The organism is Allobosea thiooxidans (assembly GCF_900168195.1).
In the GTDB taxonomy this organism is placed as follows: Bacteria; Pseudomonadota; Alphaproteobacteria; order Rhizobiales; family Beijerinckiaceae; genus Allobosea; species Allobosea thiooxidans.
This window is the reverse complement of sequence record NZ_FUYX01000007.1, coordinates 78901-98604: the sequence shown is the minus strand read 5'-3', so window position 1 is coordinate 98604 and position 19704 is coordinate 78901. Positions and strand designations below refer to the sequence as shown.

The following is a 19704-nucleotide window of genomic DNA, read 5'->3' as shown; positions in this document are numbered from 1 at the left end:
AAAAGGCCGCCCGTGAGGGCGGCCTTTCTCATTCCGGTCCTGTCGAGGGCGGGCGCTTACTCGAAGCGCCCGCTGGCATGGGCCAGCATGGTGTAGACCTTGCCGGTCTCGGAGGTCAGGTAGGTCTTCGCCACCATCGAGTCGCGGTCGTCCTTGGCGGCCTCGCCGAGCAGGCGCTCGAACTCGTCGATATAGCGGTCGACGGTCTCCTTGAACTCCGAGTCGCGACGGTACTTGCGGCGGATCTCGTCGAAGGTCTGCTGGCCCTGCAGCGTGTAGAGCCGGCGCGTGAAGACGTTGCGCTCGCCGCGCTTGTAGCGGTCCCAGAGCTCGACGGCCGCGTCATGGTCGATCATCCGCGCGATGTCGACGGAGAGCGAGTCGAGTTTCTCGATCGAGTGCGTCGTCGGCTTGCTCGGCTCCGGCTTGTCGTCGCGCGAGGCGCGGCTGAGCAGGTCCGAGAGCCAGCCTGCCTTGGCCGGCTGCTGCTGCGACGGAGCCTCCGGCTGGCGGCGCGGGGCCTCCTGTGCCGGAGCCGGGCGGCTCGGGGCAGGGGCGGCTGCGCCGCGCGAAGCCTCGGCGGTCGCGTCCAGCGAAGGCCGCAGCAGCGGCTCCTCGGCCGCTGCCGGCTTCGGCGCCATGACCGGGGCTGGCTGCGGGGCAGGGGCGGTGGCCGTTGCGCCGGCGCTGCCACGCCGGCTCGCGATCGCCTCGATCGGCAGCGAGACATCGCCGCGCCGGCCGGCCCGCGTCACGATTTCGGAGAGGTCGTTCAGCGCCTTGATCTGCTCGGCCACGACTCGGCGCATGGCCGAGGTCGATTCCTGCGCCTCCTGCGGCAGCTCCAGCACGCCGCGCTTGAGCTCGGCGCGCGTCGCCTCCAGCTCGCGCTGGATGTCGCCGGTGATGCCGCGCATGTCCTGCGCCGCCTTCTGGAAGCGCTCGGTCACCTTCGCAAGCTCGCCGCCGATCTCGTCCGAGACCTGGGAATAGGCGGCGCGCAGGGCTTCCGCGGTGCGCTCGCGCTCCTTGCCGGTGGCGCTCCGGATCGACTCGAACTGCTGGGCGATCGCGCTCGTGGTCGACTCGGCCGAGTCGGAGAGCACGGCGCCGATCTGGCGCGCCCGCGCTTCGGCGCTGCCGAGCGATTCGTCGATCAGCGAGGCGAAGGACCGGGTGATCGTCTCGACGTCGTCGGTGCGGCTGGCGATGAGGCTGTGGAGCTGCTCGAGCGCGTCGCGGCGCTCGGCCAGCGCCTTGCCGACGCGCGCCTCGATCTGCTCGAGCCGGCCGGCCACCGCGTTGAGCGCGGCGGAGCTGGCCTGCGTCGCCTCGTTCAGCGAGCTGCCGCGGTCGTCGAGTTGCGCGATCAGCGCCGTCGTCTCGCGCAGCGTCCCTTCCGAGAAGCTCTTGAGCTCGGCGATCTGGCTGGTGACCTGCTGCGAGGCGTTGCCGGCCTCTGCCATCACCGTGCCGATCACGTTCTGCAGTTCGCCGACGCGGTTCGACAGGCCGTTCTCGACGGCGGCGAGGTTCTTGTTCGCGCCGTTGACGATCTGCTGCATCAGCTTGTTGGCCTCGCCGAGGCGGCCAAGCATGCCGCCCAGCTCCTCGCGCAGCTGCTCGTTCGTGCCGAGCAGGGCGTCAAGCGACTGCTTCGAGCCGGCTTCCAGCGTCTCGCGCAGGGCGTTGGACGAAGCCTCGACCGCGCTGGCGATGGCTGCGCCACGGTCGCGCAGGCCGGCGACGATGGCGTTACCGCGGCTCTCGAGCGACCGCACCACCGTCTCGCCGACCGTGGCGAACTCGGCGGCCAGTGCCTCGCCGCGCTGGCTCAGCGCCTCGACGGCGCCGTTGCCCTTGGCATCGAAGACAGCCCGCAGGGCCTCGACCCGCTGGTCGAGCGACTGGGTGAGCGTCTCGCCCTGATGCCCGAGCACCTCGACGAGGCTCTGGCCCCTGGCCTCGAAGGCGGCGCGCAGCGCGTCGGAGCGCTCTTCCAGCGTGTTCGCGATCGCCGTGCCCTGGCGCTCGAGGGCGGTGACGACGCCGGTGCCCTGGTCCTCGAAGATCGTGCGCAGCTGCTCGGCGCGCTGGTCGAGCGCCCCCGTGATGGCGTCGCCGCGGCGGCCGAGCGCGGCGACGATGCCGAGCCCGCGATCGTCGAACAGAGTGCGCAGCTGCTCGGCCCGTTCGGTGAGCGCCGCCGCGATGGCTTCGCTCTGCCCGGCCAGCGCCGAGACCATGCCGTTGCCCTGGTTGTCGAAGAGGGCGCGCAGCTCCTGCGCCCGCTCGGCGAGCGCCGCCGCGATCGCCTCGGAGCGACTCTGCAGCGTGGCGGCGATCTCGTCACCACGGCTGTCGAGCGTATGCGAGACGGTATCGAGCCGGTTGACGACGCGCTCCTCGAAGCGGGCCACGCTCTGGTCGAGCGTATCGGCGATCTGGAGGGCGCGGCCGCCCAGCGTCGCATTGATGGTGTCGGCCTTGTCGCTGAGCGTGCGCGTGAGCGACTCGCTCTTCGAGGTGACGACCTCGCCGATCTCGTCCGCCTTGGCGGCCAGCGCCTTGGTGACCTCGCGGCCACCCTCGGCGAGCACGCGGGCGATGTCGACGGTGCGCTCGACCAGCGCCTCGTTCAGCGCCGTGGCGCGCGAGCCGAGGCTGCCGTCGATGCGTGCGATCAGGCTGTCGAGCGCGCCGGCGATCTCGGCGCTCTTGGCGCCCGAGCGATCCTCGAACAGCTTGATCTGCGATTCCATCGCGTCAGCCGCCTCGCGAGTGCGGTTGGCGAGGAGTTCGGCCGCTTCCAGAGCTCGCGTGCCGACCTTGTCGGCCAGCGAGACGCCATCCTCGGAGATCAGCTTCTCGACCTGGGCGATGCCGCTATGCAGCGCGTCGCTCAGCTCGCGGGCATCGCCCGAGATCTTGGCCGTCAGCGCGCCACCCTGATGGACGATCAGGTCCTCGAAGGCGGCGAGGCGGGCGCCGAGTGCGGCTTCGACGTCGCGGCCCTGGGTGTCGAACAAGGTCGACAGGGCAGCGAGGCGATCGCCGAGCGCGACGTCGATCTCGCGGCCCTGGGTGTCGAACAGCGTCGCCAGCGTCGCCATCCGCGAGCCGAGAGCGGTTTCGATCTCGCGGCCACGCTCGTCGAAGAGGCGGGTCAGCGCGTCGTGGCGCAGCGCGAGCGCCTCGGTCAGCGCCTGGGCGCGGCCCTCGACCGAACGCAGCATCGACTCGGCATTGGCCGACAGCGCCTCGTTGACGCGGCCGCCCTGCTGGGTGAGGGCCAGCACGATCTCGCGGCCGGTGCCGGCGAGCAGGCCGCGGGCCTCCTCGGCATGGACGGTGAAGGTGTCGCGCAGGCCCTGCGTCGCCTCGACGACGCGGTCGGCGACATGGCGGCCGTCGACATTGATCGTCTCGGTGAGGGTGTGGGTCGCCTCGGTCATGCGGCGCGCCAGCTCCTCGCTCTGCTCGCCGAGCAGGGTGTGGACCTCGCGGCCGGCGCTGACGAGGTCGCGGACCATCGTCTCGCGCTGCTCGCCGAGGAGGACGCCGACCTTGTCGCTGGTCTCGCCGATGCTGGCGAGGAAGCCGGTCTGCTGCTGCTCCAGAGCGCTCTGGGCGGCACCGACGCTGTCGGTGATGCGGCTGGCGAGAGCCATGCCGCGCTCCTCCAGCTTCTGGTCGATGCTCTCGCCGGTCTCGGCGAGACGGGAGATCAGGGCATTGCTGCGCTCGGCCAGGATGCCATGCACCGAGCGGCCGACATCGGCGACGCGGCTGGCCAGGGCCTGGCTCTCGCTGCCGAGCAGATCCTTGATCTCGAGCCCGGCCTGCGAAACCTTGACGGTCATCGCGCCGGCCTGTTCCTCGAGCAGCGCGCTGACGCGCATGCCGGTCTCCGACAGGCCGGAGATCAGGCGCTGGCTCTCGTTGCCGACGACGTTGCTGACCTCCTGGCCGGCCTGGGTGAGGCGGTTGACCAGCAGGTCGCTCTCGTCCCGCAGGCGGGTCTCGACGGTGTTGACGGCGCCCGAGACGCTGGCGACCAGGGCCTCGCTGCGCTCCGACAGCAGCTTGGCGACATCGGCGCCCGCGGTCGCGACGCGGGTGACGACGGTGTCGCTCTGCTCCCCGACCAGGACGGTGAGCTCCTGCCCGGCGCTGGAGACGCGGCCGACCAGCTTCTCGGCCTGCTGGTCGAGCAGGGTGTGGACCGTCTCGCCGGTCTCGCTGAGGCGGTCGACGAGCTTGCCGCCCTGTTCGGTAAAGAGGCCGTGGACCTGGCCCGCGACGTCGGTGATGCGGCTGGTCAGCGTGTCGCCGTGCTTCTCGACGGTTTCGCTCAGGGTCTGGCTGGCGTCGTTGACGCGCAGGATGATCGCCTCGCTGCGCTCGCGCAGCACGTCGTCGACGGTGCGGGCGGTGTCGTTGAGGCGGCCGACCAGCGTGTCGCCATGGGTGCCGATCAGGGCGTGGACGCTCTCGCCGACCTCGGTGAGGCGCGTGGCGATGGCTTCGTTCTGGCGGTTGAGCAGGCTGTTGACGCCGCGCCCGACCTCGGCCAGCCGCGTGGTGACGCTCTCGCCTTCGTCGGAGAGGGCGCTGCGCAGCGCCTCTCCGGATTCGGCCAGTCGCTTCTGCAGGGCTTCGCTCTGGCTTTCGATGAGCGAGACCATGTTGCGGCTGCTGGTCTCGAACCGCTCCGCGGCCTCGCTGCCGCGCGCGGAGATGTCCTTGGCGAGGGTCTCGCCAGTCGCCTTCAGCGTCTCGTTGACGGTCTCGACCCGGCTGGTGAGCGTCTCTGCCACCTGCATCCCGGTCTCGCTGATGGCGCGGGTGACGCCCTGGGCGCTGCTGGTCAGCCCGTCGGTCAGCGCGGCGCCGGTGCGCTCCAGAGAGCCGGCGATCTCCTTGGCGCGGCCGTCGAGCATCGTCGAGAGGTTGTCGCTGGCTCCGGCCAGGCGCTCCGAGACTTCGCCGGAGGTGATCTGGAGGCGTTCGACGAGATCGTGCCCGCGGCCGCTGATCTCCTCGACCATCCGCTCGCCGGCGCGGCCGAGCGCCTGGGTGATCTGGTCGCCCTTGGCGCCGAGCGAGCCGGTGACCCGGTCGCCCGCCTGGGCGACGGCTTCCGCGATGGCGCGGCTGGCGCTGTCGAGGTCCTTGGCGAGCCCGTCATGGGCGCCGCTGATCGCGAGCTTCACGCGCTCGGCATTGCCGACCACGGCTTCGCGCTGGGTGACGAGCTCGTCGATCAGGGAACGCAGGCGGATCTCGTTGTCGGCATAGGCGCGCTCGAGCGTCGAGATCTCGCCGCGCACGATCGTCTCCAGCTCGCCCGCGCGAGCCACTGCGCGCTCGATGCCGTCGCCCATGGCGGCGACCTCGCGGCGGATGGTCTGGCTGAGCGACAGCACGGAATCGGCGCCGGCGACCTCGGGCTCGGCGAGGCGCAGCGCGACCTCGGTCATCGCGCGCGAGATCAGGCGCATTTCCTGCGTGCGGCGATAGAGCGCCGCCAGGACGAAGAAGAACACGACCGGCGCGCCGATCGACAGGACAAGCAGGGTCCACTCGCCGATGCCGAAATTGGCGATCGGCTCGGGCAGGCCGTTGCTGAACGAACCGAAGCGACCGAGCAGGACGAAGGCGGCGCCGCCGAGCCAGGCGAGGGAGGCGAGGGCAGCGAACCAGTAGGGCTTGCGCGCGGGGCGAACCGAGAAGGCCTGGACGAGGGAGCTTGAATCGCGCCGGTCGTCATTGGCGACGCGGCTGGTGTCGGGCTGGATGCTGGCGCGTGGCTGCGTCGGCTGGGAGCTCGCCGCCTGGGCCGGGGCTGCCGCGGCCGGCTCGACGCGGGGAAGCTCGAGCCTCAGATCGTTCTCGCTGGTGGCGGGCAGTCTCGGCTCGGCCTCTACCGGCGTTTCCGTTTCGCCCTTGGGCTGGTCGAGGCGGAGCGCCTCCTCGATCGCCGACATCGCAGCTTCAGTGGGATCCTGGAGCTTCTTGGGTCGATTCATTGCCGCCTCGCCACGCTACTGAGACGGGCGCAACGGATGTCCCGTCGCCCCGCCGCCTCTGGCCGGGATGATCGGAGACACTGCGCCCATCATTTACCAATTGAAAGGGTAGTGGAGCCCCGGAACGTTGGAAACCCATTTGAGTGCTCGATTCACAAACGTCGTTAACGCCTCGTTTACCATCGGGGCGCTTCCTGAATGGGGTCGAGCCGCCCGCGCGGCGGTGTCATATCCAAGCGTTTCGCGAGTTGCGTCCATGTCGGCCACCGCCATCGATATCGCCTATCTGTCGCGCCAGACCGGCGGCGACCACGAACTGGAGCGGGAGCTCCTTGCGCTTTTCGCCCAGCAATGCGCCGCGCATCTGCGCACCATCCATGGCAGCGCCGACACGCAGACGAGGCTGGAAGCCGCCCACACCCTCAAGGGAGCGGCCCGGGCGGTCGGCGCCTGGCAGGTGGCGGAGGCAGCGGACCGGATCGAGCTCGGCCTGGCTGGGCCGGCGCATGGGGTGAGCGAGGCTGCCATGGATGCGCTGGCGCTCGCGGCGGCCGAGGCGCGGGCCGCCATTGCGCGCCTGGACTGTGCGGCCTGAGCGGGCGGCTGCGGCGCCAAAGCCGTTTCATGACGCTTTGAAATGCTCTAAGCGGAGGCCGTCATTGCGCCGCCGGAGTGCCTTATGCCGAATATCACCTTCATCGACGCTCATGGAGAGAGCCGCACCGTCGAGGGCGAGACCGGCTCCACGGTGATGGAGACGGCGATCCGCAACGCCATCCCCGGCATCGAGGCCGAATGCGGCGGCGCCTGTGCCTGTGCCACCTGCCATGTCTATGTCGACGATGCCTGGATGCCGGCCGTCGGCCATGCCGAGCCGATGGAGGAGGACATGCTGGACTTCGCCTTCGACGTTCGCCCGAACTCGCGCCTCTCCTGCCAGATCCGGATCCGCGACGATCTCGACGGCCTCGTCGTGCGCACCCCCGAGCGGCAGGGCTGAGAGGGCGGCGCCGCTTCGGCGGGGACGCCGTGTCGCATCGCGCATTTTGCGCTGGATCATGGCGCTGGCGCTGGCACACTCCAAGATGGTTCCGTAACCAGCCTTGGAGGATGCGATGTACAAATCGATCATGGTCCCCGTCGACCTCGCGGAGGCCGAGCTCGCGCAGCCGGCGATCGCGGCTGCCGTGTCCTTCGCGAAGGTTTCGGGCGGGACGGTGCGGCTCGTCTATGTCCGCTCCCTGATCCCGGTCACCTATATGGAATTCGTGCCGGCCGACTTCGATTCGGAGCAGCAGGACGACGCCGAAGCGAAGCTCGCGGAAATCGCCGCGAAGGTCGATCTGCCGCCGGAGCAGGTCTCCGCCAAGGTGCTGATCGGCTCGGTGCATGGCGAGGTGCTGGCCGAGGCCGATGCCAGCGGCACCGATCTCATCGTCATCGGCTCGCACGAGCCCGGCATGCTGGCATATGTCATCGGCTCGAACGCCTCGGCCATCGTGCGCCGGGCGAAATGCTCGGTGCTGGTGGTCCGCTGACGCCACTTCTCCGTCATGCCGGGCTTGCCCCGAGAATGACGGAGAAGGTCAGCCCGCGCGGCCGGGCACGAGCGTGTCGGGCACTTCGCCGGTCGCGAGCTCGCGCGGGCGGTTGAGGTTGACGAGCGGCCAGACCTGCCAGAACGAGGCGGCGATCAGCAGGATGCCGAGCAGCCCGGCATTGGTCGCCCCCTGCTGGAAGGCGCGCAGCGTGAAGACCGCAAGCATCAGCATCGACAGCGCGCCGACCACGGCGAGGCCGAGCCAGAGTGGCTTCGGCCGCCCGGCGACGAAGCGGGCGCGCGGATTCGCCCGCGCGATCGCGGCCGCCAGTGCCGTGACGAAGCGGTGATAGCGCGCATCGTCGCGGTCGAGATCGGTCAGCGAGCGCCAGGAGAGGTTGCCGAAGGTCACGGTTCGGCCGTCGCTGAGCCGCAGCTGCGTCTTGTAGCCCTTCGAGGAGATGTTGCCCGGCGCGTAGAGGAAGCGCACCTGCTCCACCGCGCTCAGCCGGACGCTGTCGACCCGCCGCGTCCGGTCGATCTCCAGCGTGTCGCCGACGAGCTTGTAGCCGATCTCGTAGCCGACCGGCTTGGGGCGCTGGCGCCAGCTCGGAAGCGTGTCGTCCTGTTCTTCGTCCATCATCGCAATCGTCAACGCGCCAGAACCTTCATCGCGTCATCCAGCCCGTCGAGCGTCAGCGGGAACATGCGTCCGCCCATCAGGCCGCCGATCTGGCGGATCGACTGGGTATAGCTCCACAGATGCTGCTGGACGGGGTTGAGCCAGACCGATTTCGGGAATTTCGTCACCAGCCGCTCCACCCAGACCTCGCCGGCCTCCTCGTTCCAGTGCTCGACCGAGCCCCCGGGCATCGCGATCTCATAGGGGCTCATCGAGGCGTCGCCAACGAAGACGAGGCGATAATCGGCCGGATAGGTCCGCAGCACGTCCCAGGTCGGGATGATCTGGTCGTGGCGGCGGCGGTTCTCCTTCCAGACGCGCTCATAGGGGCAGTTGTGGAAGTAGAAATGCTCGAAATGCTTGAACTCGGCCCGCGCCGCCGAGAACAGCTCCTCGGCCAGCTCGATATGCCAGTCCATCGAGCCACCGACATCGAGGAAGAGCAGCACCTTCACGGCATTGCGCCGCTCGGGGCGAAGCTTCACGTCGAGATAGCCGTGCTTGGCCGTCTCGGAAATGGTGTTGTCGAGGTCGAGCTCCTCGGCCGCGCCGGTCCGCGCGAAGCGGCGCAGGCGCCGCAGCGCGATGCGCAGGTTGCGCACGCCGAGCTCGCGCGTGTCGTCGAAATCCTTGAATTCGCGCTTGTCCCAGACCTTCACCGCGCGGAAGTTGCGGTTCTTGTCCTGGCCGATGCGGATGCCCTCGGGATTGTAGCCATAGGCGCCATAGGGCGAGGTGCCGGCGGTGCCGATCCATTTGTTGCCGCCCTGGTGGCGGCCCTTCTGCTCCTCGAGCCGTGCTTTGAGCGTCTCCCAGAGCTTATCCCAGCCGAGCGCATCGATCTGCGCCTTTTCCTCGTCGGTCAGGAATTTCTCGGCGAGCTTGCGCAGCCACTCTTCGGGAATGCCGGCGGCCTCGATGGCCTGGCCCAGCGTCTCCATGCCCTTGAACACCTGGGCGAAGACCTGGTCGAACTTGTCGAGATGGCGCTCGTCCTTCACCAGCGTGGCGCGGGCGAGATAGTAGAATTCGTCGACCCGGTGCTCGGCGAGGTCGGCCTCGACGCCCTCGAGCAACGTCAGATATTCGCGCAGGGTCACGGGGACCTTGGCGGTGCGCAGATCGGTGAAGAGGCGAAGGAACATGCCGCTAATGTGAGGGCATGGGGCGCCGGGTCAAGCAGCGTCCGCGAGAGCCGGATCCGATCAGGTCGTTTCGACCTGATCGGAACGGGCTCTGGCGCGGGAACGCCGCTCGATCCCGAACTTTAGCTGTTACGCCACCGCGTCGGCAAGGTCCTTGGTGACCTTGAACTTCACCACGGTCTTGGCCGGAACCTTGATGGTGGCGCCGGTCGAGGGGTTGCGGGCCTCGCGGGCCTCGCGCTTGGCGGCGGAGAGCTTGCCGATGCCGCCGAGCGTCACGTCGTCACCCTTCTTGAGGGTCTTGGCGACGGTCGCGCCGAGAGAGGCCAGGATGGCGGAAACGTCCGCCTTGGTCTTGCCGGTCTCGTCCGCGATGGCGGCGATCAGTTCGTTCTTGGTCATGAAATCCTCCTTGAGAAGGTGCTTCAGGCGTCGCGTGCTGGACCACGGCCGTTCATGCTCGTTTCCGACACGAGCGACCGCGACACATGGATGTCATTCGCGGCGCGCAACTCACGCAGTTGCCACGGTTATTGCGGAAAGACGATGCCCGCGGCCGTAGATACGCACAGAAAACGGCTTCGTTCCGCTGAAATAGGGGGCGATATACGCCCTTTGGAGGGGGATGTCGGCTCCGCCGCGATCGGAGACGGGCGAGAAGGCAGTGTTGCGAATCGCGGCGACGATGGGAAGGCCCGTCGTCGCCGCGCTGAAACCGGGCTCAGGCCTGGATGCCGTCGACGTACCAGTCCATCTTCGAGAGCATCTCGTCGCTGGCCGTCTCGCCGGCCTTCAGGCGCACTTCGCCCTTCTGGTCCTTGAGTTCGCCGGTGAAGGGATGGAGCGTGCCGGCGACGATCGCCTTGGTGACCTCGTCGGCGGCCTTGCGGGCCTCGGGCGTCATCGCGTCGTTATAGGGCGCGAGCTTGACGAAGCCGTCCTTGATTCCCCCCCAGATCGCGCCGCTCTTCCAGCTGCCGTCCATCACTTCCTTGACGCGCTTGATGTAGTAGCCCGACCAGTCGTCGACGATCGCGGAGAGATGGGCCTTCGGCGCGAAGGACTTCATGTCCGAGGCCTGGCCGAAGGCGAAGACGCCGCGCTGCTCGGCCGCCTGCAGCGGGGCGGCGGAGTCGGTGTGCTGGGTGATCATGTCGGCGCCCTGGTCGATCAGGGCCTTGGCCGCGTCGGCCTCCTTGGCGGGATCGTACCAGGTCGAGCACCAGACGACCTTGGTCTTGAAGTTCGGGTTCACCTTGCGCGCGGCGAGGTGGAAGGCGTTGATGCCCATCACGACCTCGGGGATCGGGAAGGAGGCGACGTAGCCCGCCTGGCCGGTCTTCGACATGTGGCCGGCGATGGTGCCGATCACGGCTCGGCCCTCATAGAAGCGGGCATCGTAGGTCGCGACGTTCTCGGCCCGCATATAGCCGGTGGCGTGCTCGAACTTGAGCTTCGGGAACTGCTTGGCGACCTGGATCGTCGGGTTCATGAAGCCGAAGGACGTGGCGAAGATCAGCTGGTTGCCGGCCTGGGCGAGCTGGCGCAGCGCACGGGCGGCGTCTGGCCCCTCGGCGACGTTCTCGATGAAGCTGGTCTTGATCTTCGCGCCGTACTCCTTTTCGAGCGCGAGGCGGCCCTGATCATGCGTCCAGGTGTAGCCGTGGTCGCCGATCGGGCCGACATAGATGAAGCCGACGCCGAGCGGCGACTGGGCCGATGCGCCACGGCCCAGGATCGGCAGGGTGGAGGCGGCGGCCGCGCCGAAGGTCAGCCTGCGGCGGGTGATGATGCTGGTCATTGCGAGAACTCCCCGTTGTCGGTTGCGGCGTCAGGTCGCCGAGAAGGGCTTGCCGAGGCAGGCCGGCGCGTCGAGCCGGCCGGTCCTTCGTCCTAGCGACATCATGGTCAGAACCGCAATGGTCGCAAGGTAGGGGGCCATCGCCAGAACCTCCGGCGCGAGCCACGAAACCCCGGCTGCCTTGGCCTGCAGCTCGAGCGTCATCACCGCCCCGAAGAGATAGGCGCCGAGCAGGAGGCGGCCGGGCTTCCAGGCCGAGAAGACGACGAGGGCGAGCGCGATCCAGCCGCGGCCGGCGGTGAGCCGGTCGGCCCACATCGGCGTCAGCGCCAGCGAGAAATAGGCGCCGCCGAGCCCCGCCAGCGCCCCGCCGAAGGCGACCGCCGCATAGCGGATCGCGATCACCGGATAGCCGATGGCATGGGCCGAGGCGTCGTTCTCGCCGACGGCGCGCAGGATCAGCCCCGGCCGCGTGCGGCGCAGGAAGAAGCTGACCGCCGCGACCAGCGCGAGCGAGAGATAGACGAGAATATCGTGGCCGAAGATCACCCGCAGCAGCGGATGTTCGGAGAGCGCCGCCGGGAACACCGGCTGCAGCCGCGTCACGGTGCGCCCGACGAAGCCCGCGCCGATCAGCGAGGAGGTGCCGATGCCGAAGATCGTCAGCGCCAGCCCCGTCGCGACCTGGTTGGCCATCAGCGAGAGCGCGAGCACGGCGAAGATCATCGCGGCGGCGACGCCGGCAAAAGCCGCGGCGACGAGGCCGAAGCCGGTGCTTCCGGTCGAGAAGGCGACGGCGAAGCCCGCGACCGCGCCGCACAGCATCATGCCCTCGACGCCGAGATTGAGCACCCCGGCCTTTTCGGCGACGAGCTCGCCGAGCGAGGCAAGCAGCAGCGGCGTCGAGGCCGCGATCAGCGTCATCAGGATCGAGACGAGCATGGCCGTGGTCATGCTGTCCTCCGCTTCCAGACGATGCGCCACCTCACCAGCACGTCGGTCGCGAGCAGCATGAACAGCAGCATCGCCTGGAACATGCCGGTCGCCGCCTGCGGCAGTCTGACCGTCGACTGGGCAATCTCGCCGCCGACATAGGTCGCGGCCAGCACGATTCCGCCGAAGACGATGCCGAGCGGGTTGAGCCGGCCGAGGAAGGCGACGATGATCGCGGTGAAGCCGTAGCCGACGGGGAACTGCGGAGTCAGCTGCCCGAACGGGCCGGCCGCCTCGAACAGCCCGGCGAGGCCGGCGAGCGCGCCGCTGATCAGCATCGTCGCCCAGGTCGTGCGCGCCGCGCTGAAGCCGCCATGGCGCGCCGCGGCGGGGGCGAGGCCGACGACCTTGATGGCATAGCCCGCCGTGGTCTTCTCCATCAGCAGCCAGGCGATGATGGCGAGCAGCAGCGCGACCGGAATGCCGAGATGGACGAGCGAGCCTTCGAGCACCATCGGCAGGGTCTGGTCGGCGGTGAACATCCGCGTCTGCGGGAAGTTGAAGCCGCCCGGGTCCTTCCAGGGGCCGCGCACGAGGAAATAGAGGAGCTGGACCGCGACATAGGTCAGCATCAGGCTGGTCAGGATCTCGCTAACCTGCAGCTTGACGCGCAGAAAGGCGGGGATAGCGGCCCAGGCCATGCCGCCGAGGATGCCGGCGAGCACCATGGCGGGGAGGATCCACCAGCCGGTCATGTCGTAGGTCAGGAGCGCGACGCCGGTGCCGGCGATGGCGCCCATGACGTACTGCCCCTCGGCGCCGATGTTCCAGACATTGGCCCGGAAGCCGACCGCGAGGCCGAGTGCGATCAGGATGAGGGGCGCACCCTTGACGCCGATATCGGCCCAGCGCTGCGGCTCCAGGAACGGCGTCAGGAAGATGCTGCCGACCGCGTGGAAGCCATCATAGCCCATGGCGGTGAAGACGATCATGCCGAGCAGCATGGTCAGGCCGATCGCGATCAGCGGGCTCAAGGCCAGCATCAGCGTGCTCGGCTCGCGGCGGCGGCGCCACTCAAGCATGAACGGGCTCCTCCGCGCCGTGGATGCCGCCCATCATCAGGCCGATCTCGTCGATGCCGAGACTCGCGACCGGCCGCGGCGCCGAGAGCCGCCCTTCATTGATGACGCAGAGACGGTCGGCGAGCTCGAGGAGTTCATCGAGATCCTGCGAGATCACCACCACGGCCGAGCCCTTGGCGGCGAGGTCCACCAACTCCTGTCGGATCGCCGCGGCGGCGCCGGCATCGACGCCCCAGGTCGGCTGCGAGACGACGAGCACGGCCGGCTGCTGGCCGATCTCCCGGCCCATGATGAATTTCTGCAGGTTGCCGCCCGAAAGCGAGCGGGCGAGCGCGGCATTGCCGGTGGTCCTGACGTCGAAGAGCTTGATGACTCCGTCCGCGAAGCGCCGGACGGCGCCGCGGCTGATGAAGCCATGCGGCGCCAGCGGCAGCCGGTGGCGCGCGGTCAGCACGCCGTTGTCGGCGAGCGAGAAATCCGGCACCGCGGCGTGGCCGTTGCGCTCTTCCGGCACGCAGGCGAGACCGAGCGCCCGGCGTGCCCCGGCGCCTTCCAGCCCGATCGCCTTGCAATCGAGCCTGATCGCTTCCGGCGCGGCCGCCAATTGCTCGCCCGAAAGCGCGGTCAGGAGCTCCGCCTGCCCGTTGCCGGCGACGCCGGCGATGCCGAGGATCTCGCCGGCCCGCGCCTCGAACGAGACATTGTCCAGAGCCGTGCCGAAAGGCGGCTCGCCGGGCAGGGACAGGCCCTTGACCTCCAGCCGGACGGCGCCGCCTCCGGCCGCCTTGCCATGCTCGATCTTGCGCAGCTCCGCGCCGATCATCAGCTCGGCCATGCGCTTGGTCGTCTCGACCTTGGGATCGCAGGTCGCCACCACGCGCCCGCCGCGCAGGATGGTGGCGCTGTCGCAGAGCGCTTTGATCTCATGCAGCTTGTGCGAGATGTAGAGGATGGAGCAGCCTTCGGCGGCGATCTGGCGCAGCGTCTCGAACAGGCGCTCGACCTCCTGCGGCGTCAGCACCGAGGTCGGCTCGTCCATGATCAGGAGCTTCGGCTTCTGCAGCAGGCAGCGCACGATCTCGATCCGCTGGCGCTCGCCGACCGAGAGCGTATGCACCTCGCGCTCCGGATCGAGCGGCAGCGAATACGATTGCAGGATCGCGGCGACGCGGCGCTTCAGCTCCTCGCGGTCGACGGCCTCGTCGAGCCCGAGCGCGATGTTCTCGATCACCGTCATCGCGTCGAACAGCGAGAAATGCTGGAAGACCATGCCGATGCCGAGCTTGCGCGCGGCCTTGGGCGAGGGGATCGCGGCCGGTTCGCCGTTCCAGTGGATGCTGCCTTCGTCGGCCTGCTGCACCCCGTAGATGATCTTGACCAGCGTCGACTTCCCGGCGCCGTTCTCGCCGAGCAAAGCGTGGATCTCGCCGGGTCTGACGCTCAGGCTGATGTCGTCATTGGCCTTCACGCCCGGAAAGCTCTTGGAGATATGGGCGAGCGCCAGCCGCGGCGGCACTTCCTGCTCACGCGGCTGATTCATGTCTCGCTTTTCTCCTTCGCGCCGGCTCGCGGCGGCCAAGCAAGCAACGCACCAGCTCGGCTGCCGTCAAGGCCGCGATCACCTCCGGACGCTTGTCGTCCACATCCGAGCCGCCGATCGGGCAGGTCAATCGCTCCAATGCCCCACGCCGGCCTCCGGCGCGCAGGAAGCCGGACTCGAAGCGGGCGCGCTTGGTGGCCGAGCCGATCATGCCGATATAGGCCGCGTCGCCGCGCGCCAGAGCTGCCTCGGCGAGCCGATAATCCAGGGCGTGGCTGTGCGACAGCACGACGAAGGCGGCCTTCGCCGGAGCGGCCGCGACCGCATCGACCGGATTGGCCATCCGGACGCAGGTGACGGTGGACGGCAGCCCGCTCATGACGTCGTCGCGGTCGTCGATCAGCGAGACGGAGAAGGGCAGGGGCGCCAGAGCCTTCGCAAGAGCCCGGCCAGTATGGCCGGCGCCGAAGATCAGCACCGGTGGCCGCGCGGCAGCCTCTGCCTTCTCGCGAGCGGCGAACAGTGCGGCGTCGGCCGCACCGGCATGGCGCAGGGAGACCCGTACGCGTCCGCCGCAGCACTGGCCCATCTGCGGGCCGAGCGGGATATCGAGGAGCTGGTCCTCGGCGCCCTCGCCGAGCATGTGCCGGGCGAGATCGATGCAGTGGAATTCCAGTTGCCCGCCGCCGATCGTCCCGGCGATGGCGCCGGGGCTGACGGCCATGGTTGCGCCGGCCTCGCGCGGCGTCGAGCCTTCCGCGGCCTCTACTCTGACGAGGACGATGCCGTCGCGCTGATGGGCGGCGAGGAAGGCGGCGAGGGTCATGGCTCTCCTCCACGACATTCACCCGAAGGGCGCGAGGAACCCCTCTCTTGCAAGGAGAGGGGCAGGGGTGAGGTGTCGGCCCCTGGACCGGTGAGGCGAGCCCTCACCGCAGCAGCGGTCAGGTCACGGCTAAAGTGTCCAACGGCCTTCCCCTCACCCTGCCCTCTCCCTATGGGAGAGGGTGCCCCGCGCTTTATTCGGCCACGGGCGGCTGCGCGGGGCGGGCACCTCATCGCCCCGCCTCCGCCCTGACCCGCTCCACTGCATCCAACACCCGCTCCGGCGTCGCCGGCGCATCCAGCCGCGGGCAGACCCGGTAATTGCCGACGCTCGCCACCGCATCCGACAGTGCGTGCAGCACCGAGATCGCCAGCATCAGCGGCGGCTCGCCCACCGCCTTGGAGCGGTGGACCGTCGGCTCGCGGTTCGGCGCATTCTCCAGGAGATGAACGTTGAAGATGCGCGGCCGGTCGGAGGCGACGGGGATTTTGTAGGTCGAGGGAGCATGGGTCCAGAGCCGCCCCTTCCTGTCCCAGACCAGCTCCTCGGTGGTCAGCCAGCCCATGCCCTGGACGAAGCCGCCTTCGATCTGGCCCCTGTCGATCGCCGGGTTCAGCGACTGCCCGCAATCGTGGAGGATATCGACACGCTCGACCTTGTACTCGCCGGTCAGCGTGTCGATCGCGACCTCGGCCGCCGCCGCGCCATAGGCGAAATAGTAGAACGGATGCCCGCGCCCGGCCTTGCGGTCCCAATGGATTTCTGGCGTCGCATAGAAGCCCGTCGCCGAAAGCTGGATGCGCGCCAGATAGGCGGCGGCGACCAGTTCCTTGAAGGCGATCTCGCGGGCGCCGATCTTCACGAGCCCCGGCAGGAAGGCGATGTCCTCGGGGCGCTCCTGCCAGTGCTTCGCGGCGAATTCGGTCAAACGCTTCTTGATCGTCTCGCAGGCGTCGAGCGCCGCCATGCCGTTGAGGTCGGAGCCGGAGGAGGCGGCGGTGGCCGAGGTGTTCGGCACCTTTCCGGTCGTCGTCGCGGTGATCTTCACCTGATCGAGCCCGATGCCGAAGGCATGGGCGACGACCTGCGCCACCTTGACGTAGAGCCCTTGCCCCATCTCGGTGCCGCCATGGTTCAGCGCGACCGTGCCGTCCTTGTAGACATGGACCAGTGCGCCGGCCTGGTTGAACCAGGTCGCGGTGAAGGAGATGCCGAACTTCACCGGCGTCAGCGCGATGCCACGTTTGACGATGGGACTCTTCCGGTTGGCCTCGCGGATCGCCGCCTTGCGCGCCTGGTAGTCCGAGCGCCGCTCCAGTTCGGCGATGACTTCGGCCGCGATATTGTCCTCGACCCTCTGATGGTAGGGCGTGATGTCGCGACCGGCGGCGCCGTAGAGATTGCGCCGGCGCACCTCCAGCGGGTCGAGCCCGGTCGCGTAGGCGACCTCCTCGATGAAGCGCTCGGCGCCGACCATCCCCTGCGGTCCGCCGAAGCCGCGGAAGGCGGTGTTCGAGCAGGTATGGGTGAAAAGCGGCTCCGAGCGGGCGCGCACCGCCGGATAGAAATAGCAATTGTCCATATGGAACAGGGCGCGGTCGGTCACCGGCCCCGATAGATCGGCGTTCCAGCCGCAGCGTGCCGCATAGACGGCATCGAGCGCATGGATGCGACCCTCGTCGTCGAAGCCGATCTCATAGTCGCAGACGAAGTCGTGGCGTTTTCCCGTGATCGCCATGTCGTCGTCGCGGTCGGGCCGGAGCTTCACCGGCCGCTTCAGCTTGCGGGCGCAGAGCGCGGCGACGCAGGCGAAGAGATTGGCCTGCGTTTCCTTGCCGCCGAAGCCGCCGCCCATGCGTCGGACCTCGACCGTGACCGCATGCGAGCCGACGCCGAGCACGGCCGCGACCATGTGTTGGACCTCGCTCGGATGCTGGGTCGAGACCAGCACCGCCATGTCCTCGTCCTCGCCGGGGATCGCCAGCGCGACCTGACCTTCGAGATAGAAATGCTCCTGCCCGCCAATCGTCATCGATCCCTGGAGCCGGCGCGGGCTTTCCACGAGAGCGGCCGCGACATCGCCGCGCTCCAGCTTGAGCGGTTCGGTGACGAGCCTGCCGCCGGCCCCGCGTGCCGCAGCGATGTCGATGAGCGGCGCTTCTTCGGCATACTCCGCCTTCGCCAGCGTCGCGGCCTGCCGCGCCTGCTCGCGCGTTTCGGCCACGACGGCGAAGAGCGGCTGGCCGTGGAACAGGACGGCCTCGGTTGCGAAGACCGGCTCGTCATGGAGATGCGTCGAGGAGATGTCGTTGGCGCCGGGTATGTCCGTCGCCGTCAGGACGGCGACGACGCCGGGCGCCGACCGGACGGCATCGAGATCGAGCTTGAGCAGCCGGCCCCGGGCGATGCCGCTCGTGCCGAGATAGGCATGCAGCAGGCCCTCAGGCGCCGCGATGTCGTCGATGTAGAGTGCTTCGCCCGCGACGTGCTTGGGCGCGGAATCATGGGCGCGCGCGCTGCCGACGAGCCCGGCTTCGACGGCGATATCGAGCTTGCGGCGTGCATCAGCCATGGCCGGCCTCCGCCAGCAGGCCGGCGACCCGCGTTTCCGTCGCGCCTTGCGTCGTCTCGATCAGGAAGCGCCGCAGCAGGTTGCCGGCGATCTTGAGCCGATACTGCGCCGAGGCGCGCATGTCGTCGAGCGGCGTGAAGTCCTGCGGCAGCGCGGCGGTTGCGGCGGCGACGGCCTCGTCGTCCCAGGGGCGTCCGATCAAGGCGGCTTCGGCTGCCGCTGCGCGCTTCGGGATACCGGCCATGCCGCCATAGGCGAGGCGGGCCTCGCTGATCCGGCCGTCGGCGCCGAGCGTCAGCCGGAAGGCGCCGCAGACGGCGGAGATGTCCTCGTCGAAGCGCTTCGAGATCTTGGAGGCATGGAACAGCATGCCGTCCGCCAGTTTTGGCACCAGTACGGCCTCGACGAATTCGCCGGGGCGCCGGTCCTGCTTGCGATAATCGAGGAAGTAGCTCTCGAGCGGAATGGCGCGGCGTTCGAGCCTGCCTTCCGAGCGCCGTGCCAGCACCAGCGTCGCATCGAGTGCGATCAGGGCCGGCGGCAGATCTCCGATCGGCGAGCCGTTGGCGATGTTGCCGCCGATCGTGCCGGCATTGCGCACCTGCTCTCCGCCGAAGCGGCGCATCAGCTCGTCGAGCTGCGGCGACAGGGTGGCCAAAGCTGCGCGCACATCGATATGGCCAGCCATCGCGCCGAGGCGCAGGTGCTCGCCTTCGTCGCTGATGGTGTGCAGCGCCTCGACGCGCCCGAGATAGATCACCGGGTCGAGCCGCTTCATCGCCTTGGTGACCCAGAGCCCGACATCGGTCGCGCCGGCCACCAGAGTCGACTGCGGGTACGCGGAGACGAGATCGGCCAGCGCTTCGACCGTCGCCGGGGCGTAGAAGCGACCCGCTTCGCCTTGCAGGGAAAGCGTCTTGGTGTCGTTCAGGGCGGTCAGTCTGGCCGCCACGGTTTCGCGGCCTTGAAGGAAACGATCTGCCTCCCGCGGCGCGATCTCGTCCATGCGGCGGCCGGCGGCGATGATCGGCTCGTAGCCGGTGCAGCGGCAGAGATTCCCGGCGAGAGCATCCTCGATCCTGCTCACGCTCGGCTGCGCCTCGTTCAGCCGGAGCGCCAGCAGCGACATCACGAAGCCCGGTGTGCAGAAGCCGCATTGCGAGCCGTGGCATTCCACCATCGCCTGCTGGACCGGGTGCAGGCTGCCATCCGCCCCCTTCAGATGCTCGACGGTGAGAAGCTGGCAGCCGTCCAGCGTCGGCAGGAAGCGGATGCAGGCATTGATCGCCTCGTAGCGCAGGCGCCCGCGGTCGAGCCAGCCGATGATGACGGTGCAGGCGCCGCAATCGCCCTCGGCGCAGCCTTCTTTCGTGCCGGTCATGCGCTGGTCGAGGCGCAGCCAGTCGAGCACCGTCAAGGTCGGATCGCAGCGGTCGAGCTCGACCAGCCTGTCGCCGAGCAGGAAGCGCAACGTCTCACGCATCGTGCCTGCTCCGCTCGCTTAGCCGTTTCATGCCGCCAGATTAGGCATGATCCGCGCTTGGCCGGAAG

At 68.9% G+C, this 19704-nt stretch carries 14 protein-coding genes; 3 read left to right on the top strand and 11 right to left on the bottom strand.

Annotated elements, in window-relative coordinates:
- Positions 1-56: 56 nt before the first annotated feature.
- Positions 57-6032 (bottom strand): apolipoprotein A-IV repeat region-like domain-containing protein, encoded by a 5976-nt coding sequence (locus tag B5Y19_RS14185; protein WP_079591637.1) that lies wholly within the window; start codon positions 6030-6032, stop codon positions 57-59.
- A gap of 256 nt (positions 6033-6288) precedes the next feature.
- Between B5Y19_RS14185 and B5Y19_RS14180 the strand changes: the two genes are divergently transcribed.
- The 3 genes from B5Y19_RS14180 to B5Y19_RS14170 all read left to right on the top strand — a co-directional run bounded on the left by B5Y19_RS14180 (position 6289) and on the right by B5Y19_RS14170 (position 7570).
- Complete coding sequence (locus B5Y19_RS14180) at positions 6289-6627, top strand: Hpt domain-containing protein (protein ID WP_055730644.1); 339 nt, start codon at positions 6289-6291, stop codon at positions 6625-6627.
- Positions 6628-6711: 84 nt separating this feature from the next.
- Positions 6712-7032, top strand: a complete 321-nt coding sequence (locus B5Y19_RS14175; protein ID WP_055730643.1) for a 2Fe-2S iron-sulfur cluster-binding protein — start codon at positions 6712-6714, stop codon at positions 7030-7032.
- A gap of 115 nt (positions 7033-7147) precedes the next feature.
- Positions 7148-7570: a universal stress protein gene (locus tag B5Y19_RS14170; RefSeq protein WP_055730642.1), complete on the top strand. Its 423-nt coding sequence runs from the start codon at positions 7148-7150 to the stop codon at positions 7568-7570.
- A gap of 48 nt (positions 7571-7618) precedes the next feature.
- On the opposite strand, the gene B5Y19_RS14165 is transcribed toward B5Y19_RS14170, so the two are convergent.
- From B5Y19_RS14165 to xdhA, 10 genes are all read right to left on the bottom strand, one after another.
- Positions 7619-8212: a hypothetical protein gene (locus B5Y19_RS14165; protein ID WP_139384395.1), complete on the bottom strand. Its 594-nt coding sequence runs from the start codon at positions 8210-8212 to the stop codon at positions 7619-7621.
- Between the two features lie 11 nt (positions 8213-8223).
- A complete protein-coding gene (locus tag B5Y19_RS14160; protein WP_055730640.1) occupies positions 8224-9399 on the bottom strand; it encodes a vWA domain-containing protein in 1176 nt (391 codons plus the stop codon).
- Positions 9400-9528: 129 nt separating this feature from the next.
- Positions 9529-9828, bottom strand: coding sequence for an HU family DNA-binding protein (locus B5Y19_RS14155; RefSeq protein ID WP_280174384.1), 300 nt, complete (start codon positions 9826-9828; stop codon positions 9529-9531).
- Positions 9829-10120: 292 nt separating this feature from the next.
- Positions 10121-11200: a BMP family ABC transporter substrate-binding protein gene (locus B5Y19_RS14150; RefSeq protein WP_079591636.1), complete on the bottom strand. Its 1080-nt coding sequence runs from the start codon at positions 11198-11200 to the stop codon at positions 10121-10123.
- Positions 11201-11230: 30 nt separating this feature from the next.
- On the bottom strand, positions 11231-12154 hold the full coding sequence (locus B5Y19_RS14145; RefSeq protein ID WP_176168627.1) for an ABC transporter permease: 924 nt from the start codon (positions 12152-12154) through the stop codon (positions 11231-11233).
- Positions 12151-13215 carry an ABC transporter permease gene (locus B5Y19_RS14140; RefSeq protein ID WP_055730638.1) on the bottom strand — a complete coding sequence of 355 codons (1065 nt, stop codon included), beginning with the start codon at positions 13213-13215 and terminating at the stop codon, positions 12151-12153. The genes B5Y19_RS14145 and B5Y19_RS14140 overlap by 4 nt, the downstream gene beginning before the upstream one ends.
- A complete protein-coding gene (locus tag B5Y19_RS14135) occupies positions 13208-14755 on the bottom strand; it encodes an ABC transporter ATP-binding protein (RefSeq protein WP_079591635.1) in 1548 nt (515 codons plus the stop codon). Before B5Y19_RS14135 ends, B5Y19_RS14140 begins: the two co-directional genes overlap by 8 nt.
- Positions 14739-15581 carry a xanthine dehydrogenase accessory protein XdhC gene (gene xdhC, locus B5Y19_RS14130; protein ID WP_055730636.1) on the bottom strand — a complete coding sequence of 281 codons (843 nt, stop codon included), beginning with the start codon at positions 15579-15581 and terminating at the stop codon, positions 14739-14741. The genes B5Y19_RS14135 and xdhC overlap by 17 nt, the downstream gene beginning before the upstream one ends.
- 229 nt (positions 15582-15810) lie before the next feature.
- The gene (xdhB, locus tag B5Y19_RS14125) at positions 15811-18153 is read right to left on the bottom strand and encodes a xanthine dehydrogenase molybdopterin binding subunit (protein WP_055730635.1); all 2343 of its coding nucleotides are present in this window, start codon (positions 18151-18153) and stop codon (positions 15811-15813) included.
- The gene (xdhA, locus tag B5Y19_RS14120) at positions 18146-19636 is read right to left on the bottom strand and encodes a xanthine dehydrogenase small subunit (protein WP_079591634.1); all 1491 of its coding nucleotides are present in this window, start codon (positions 19634-19636) and stop codon (positions 18146-18148) included. The genes xdhB and xdhA overlap by 8 nt, the downstream gene beginning before the upstream one ends.
- Positions 19637-19704 lie beyond the last annotated feature (68 nt).

Bases quoted from the DNA above. Each gene is read 5' to 3' on its own strand.
- B5Y19_RS14185 (WP_079591637.1), bottom strand. From the start codon at position 6,032: ATGAATCGACCCAAGAAGCTCCAGGATCCCACTGAAGCTGCGATGTCG.
- B5Y19_RS14180 (WP_055730644.1), top strand. From the start codon at position 6,289: ATGTCGGCCACCGCCATCGATATCGCCTATCTGTCGCGCCAGACCGGC.
- B5Y19_RS14175 (WP_055730643.1), top strand. From the start codon at position 6,712: ATGCCGAATATCACCTTCATCGACGCTCATGGAGAGAGCCGCACCGTC.
- B5Y19_RS14170 (WP_055730642.1), top strand. From the start codon at position 7,148: ATGTACAAATCGATCATGGTCCCCGTCGACCTCGCGGAGGCCGAGCTC.
- B5Y19_RS14165 (WP_139384395.1), bottom strand. From the start codon at position 8,212: ATGGACGAAGAACAGGACGACACGCTTCCGAGCTGGCGCCAGCGCCCC.
- B5Y19_RS14160 (WP_055730640.1), bottom strand. From the start codon at position 9,399: ATGTTCCTTCGCCTCTTCACCGATCTGCGCACCGCCAAGGTCCCCGTG.
- B5Y19_RS14150 (WP_079591636.1), bottom strand. From the start codon at position 11,200: ATGACCAGCATCATCACCCGCCGCAGGCTGACCTTCGGCGCGGCCGCC.
- B5Y19_RS14145 (WP_176168627.1), bottom strand. From the start codon at position 12,154: ATGACCACGGCCATGCTCGTCTCGATCCTGATGACGCTGATCGCGGCC.
- B5Y19_RS14140 (WP_055730638.1), bottom strand. From the start codon at position 13,215: ATGCTTGAGTGGCGCCGCCGCCGCGAGCCGAGCACGCTGATGCTGGCC.
- B5Y19_RS14135 (WP_079591635.1), bottom strand. From the start codon at position 14,755: ATGAATCAGCCGCGTGAGCAGGAAGTGCCGCCGCGGCTGGCGCTCGCC.
- xdhC (WP_055730636.1), bottom strand. From the start codon at position 15,581: ATGACCCTCGCCGCCTTCCTCGCCGCCCATCAGCGCGACGGCATCGTC.
- xdhB (WP_055730635.1), bottom strand. From the start codon at position 18,153: ATGGCTGATGCACGCCGCAAGCTCGATATCGCCGTCGAAGCCGGGCTC.
- xdhA (WP_079591634.1), bottom strand. From the start codon at position 19,636: ATGCGTGAGACGTTGCGCTTCCTGCTCGGCGACAGGCTGGTCGAGCTC.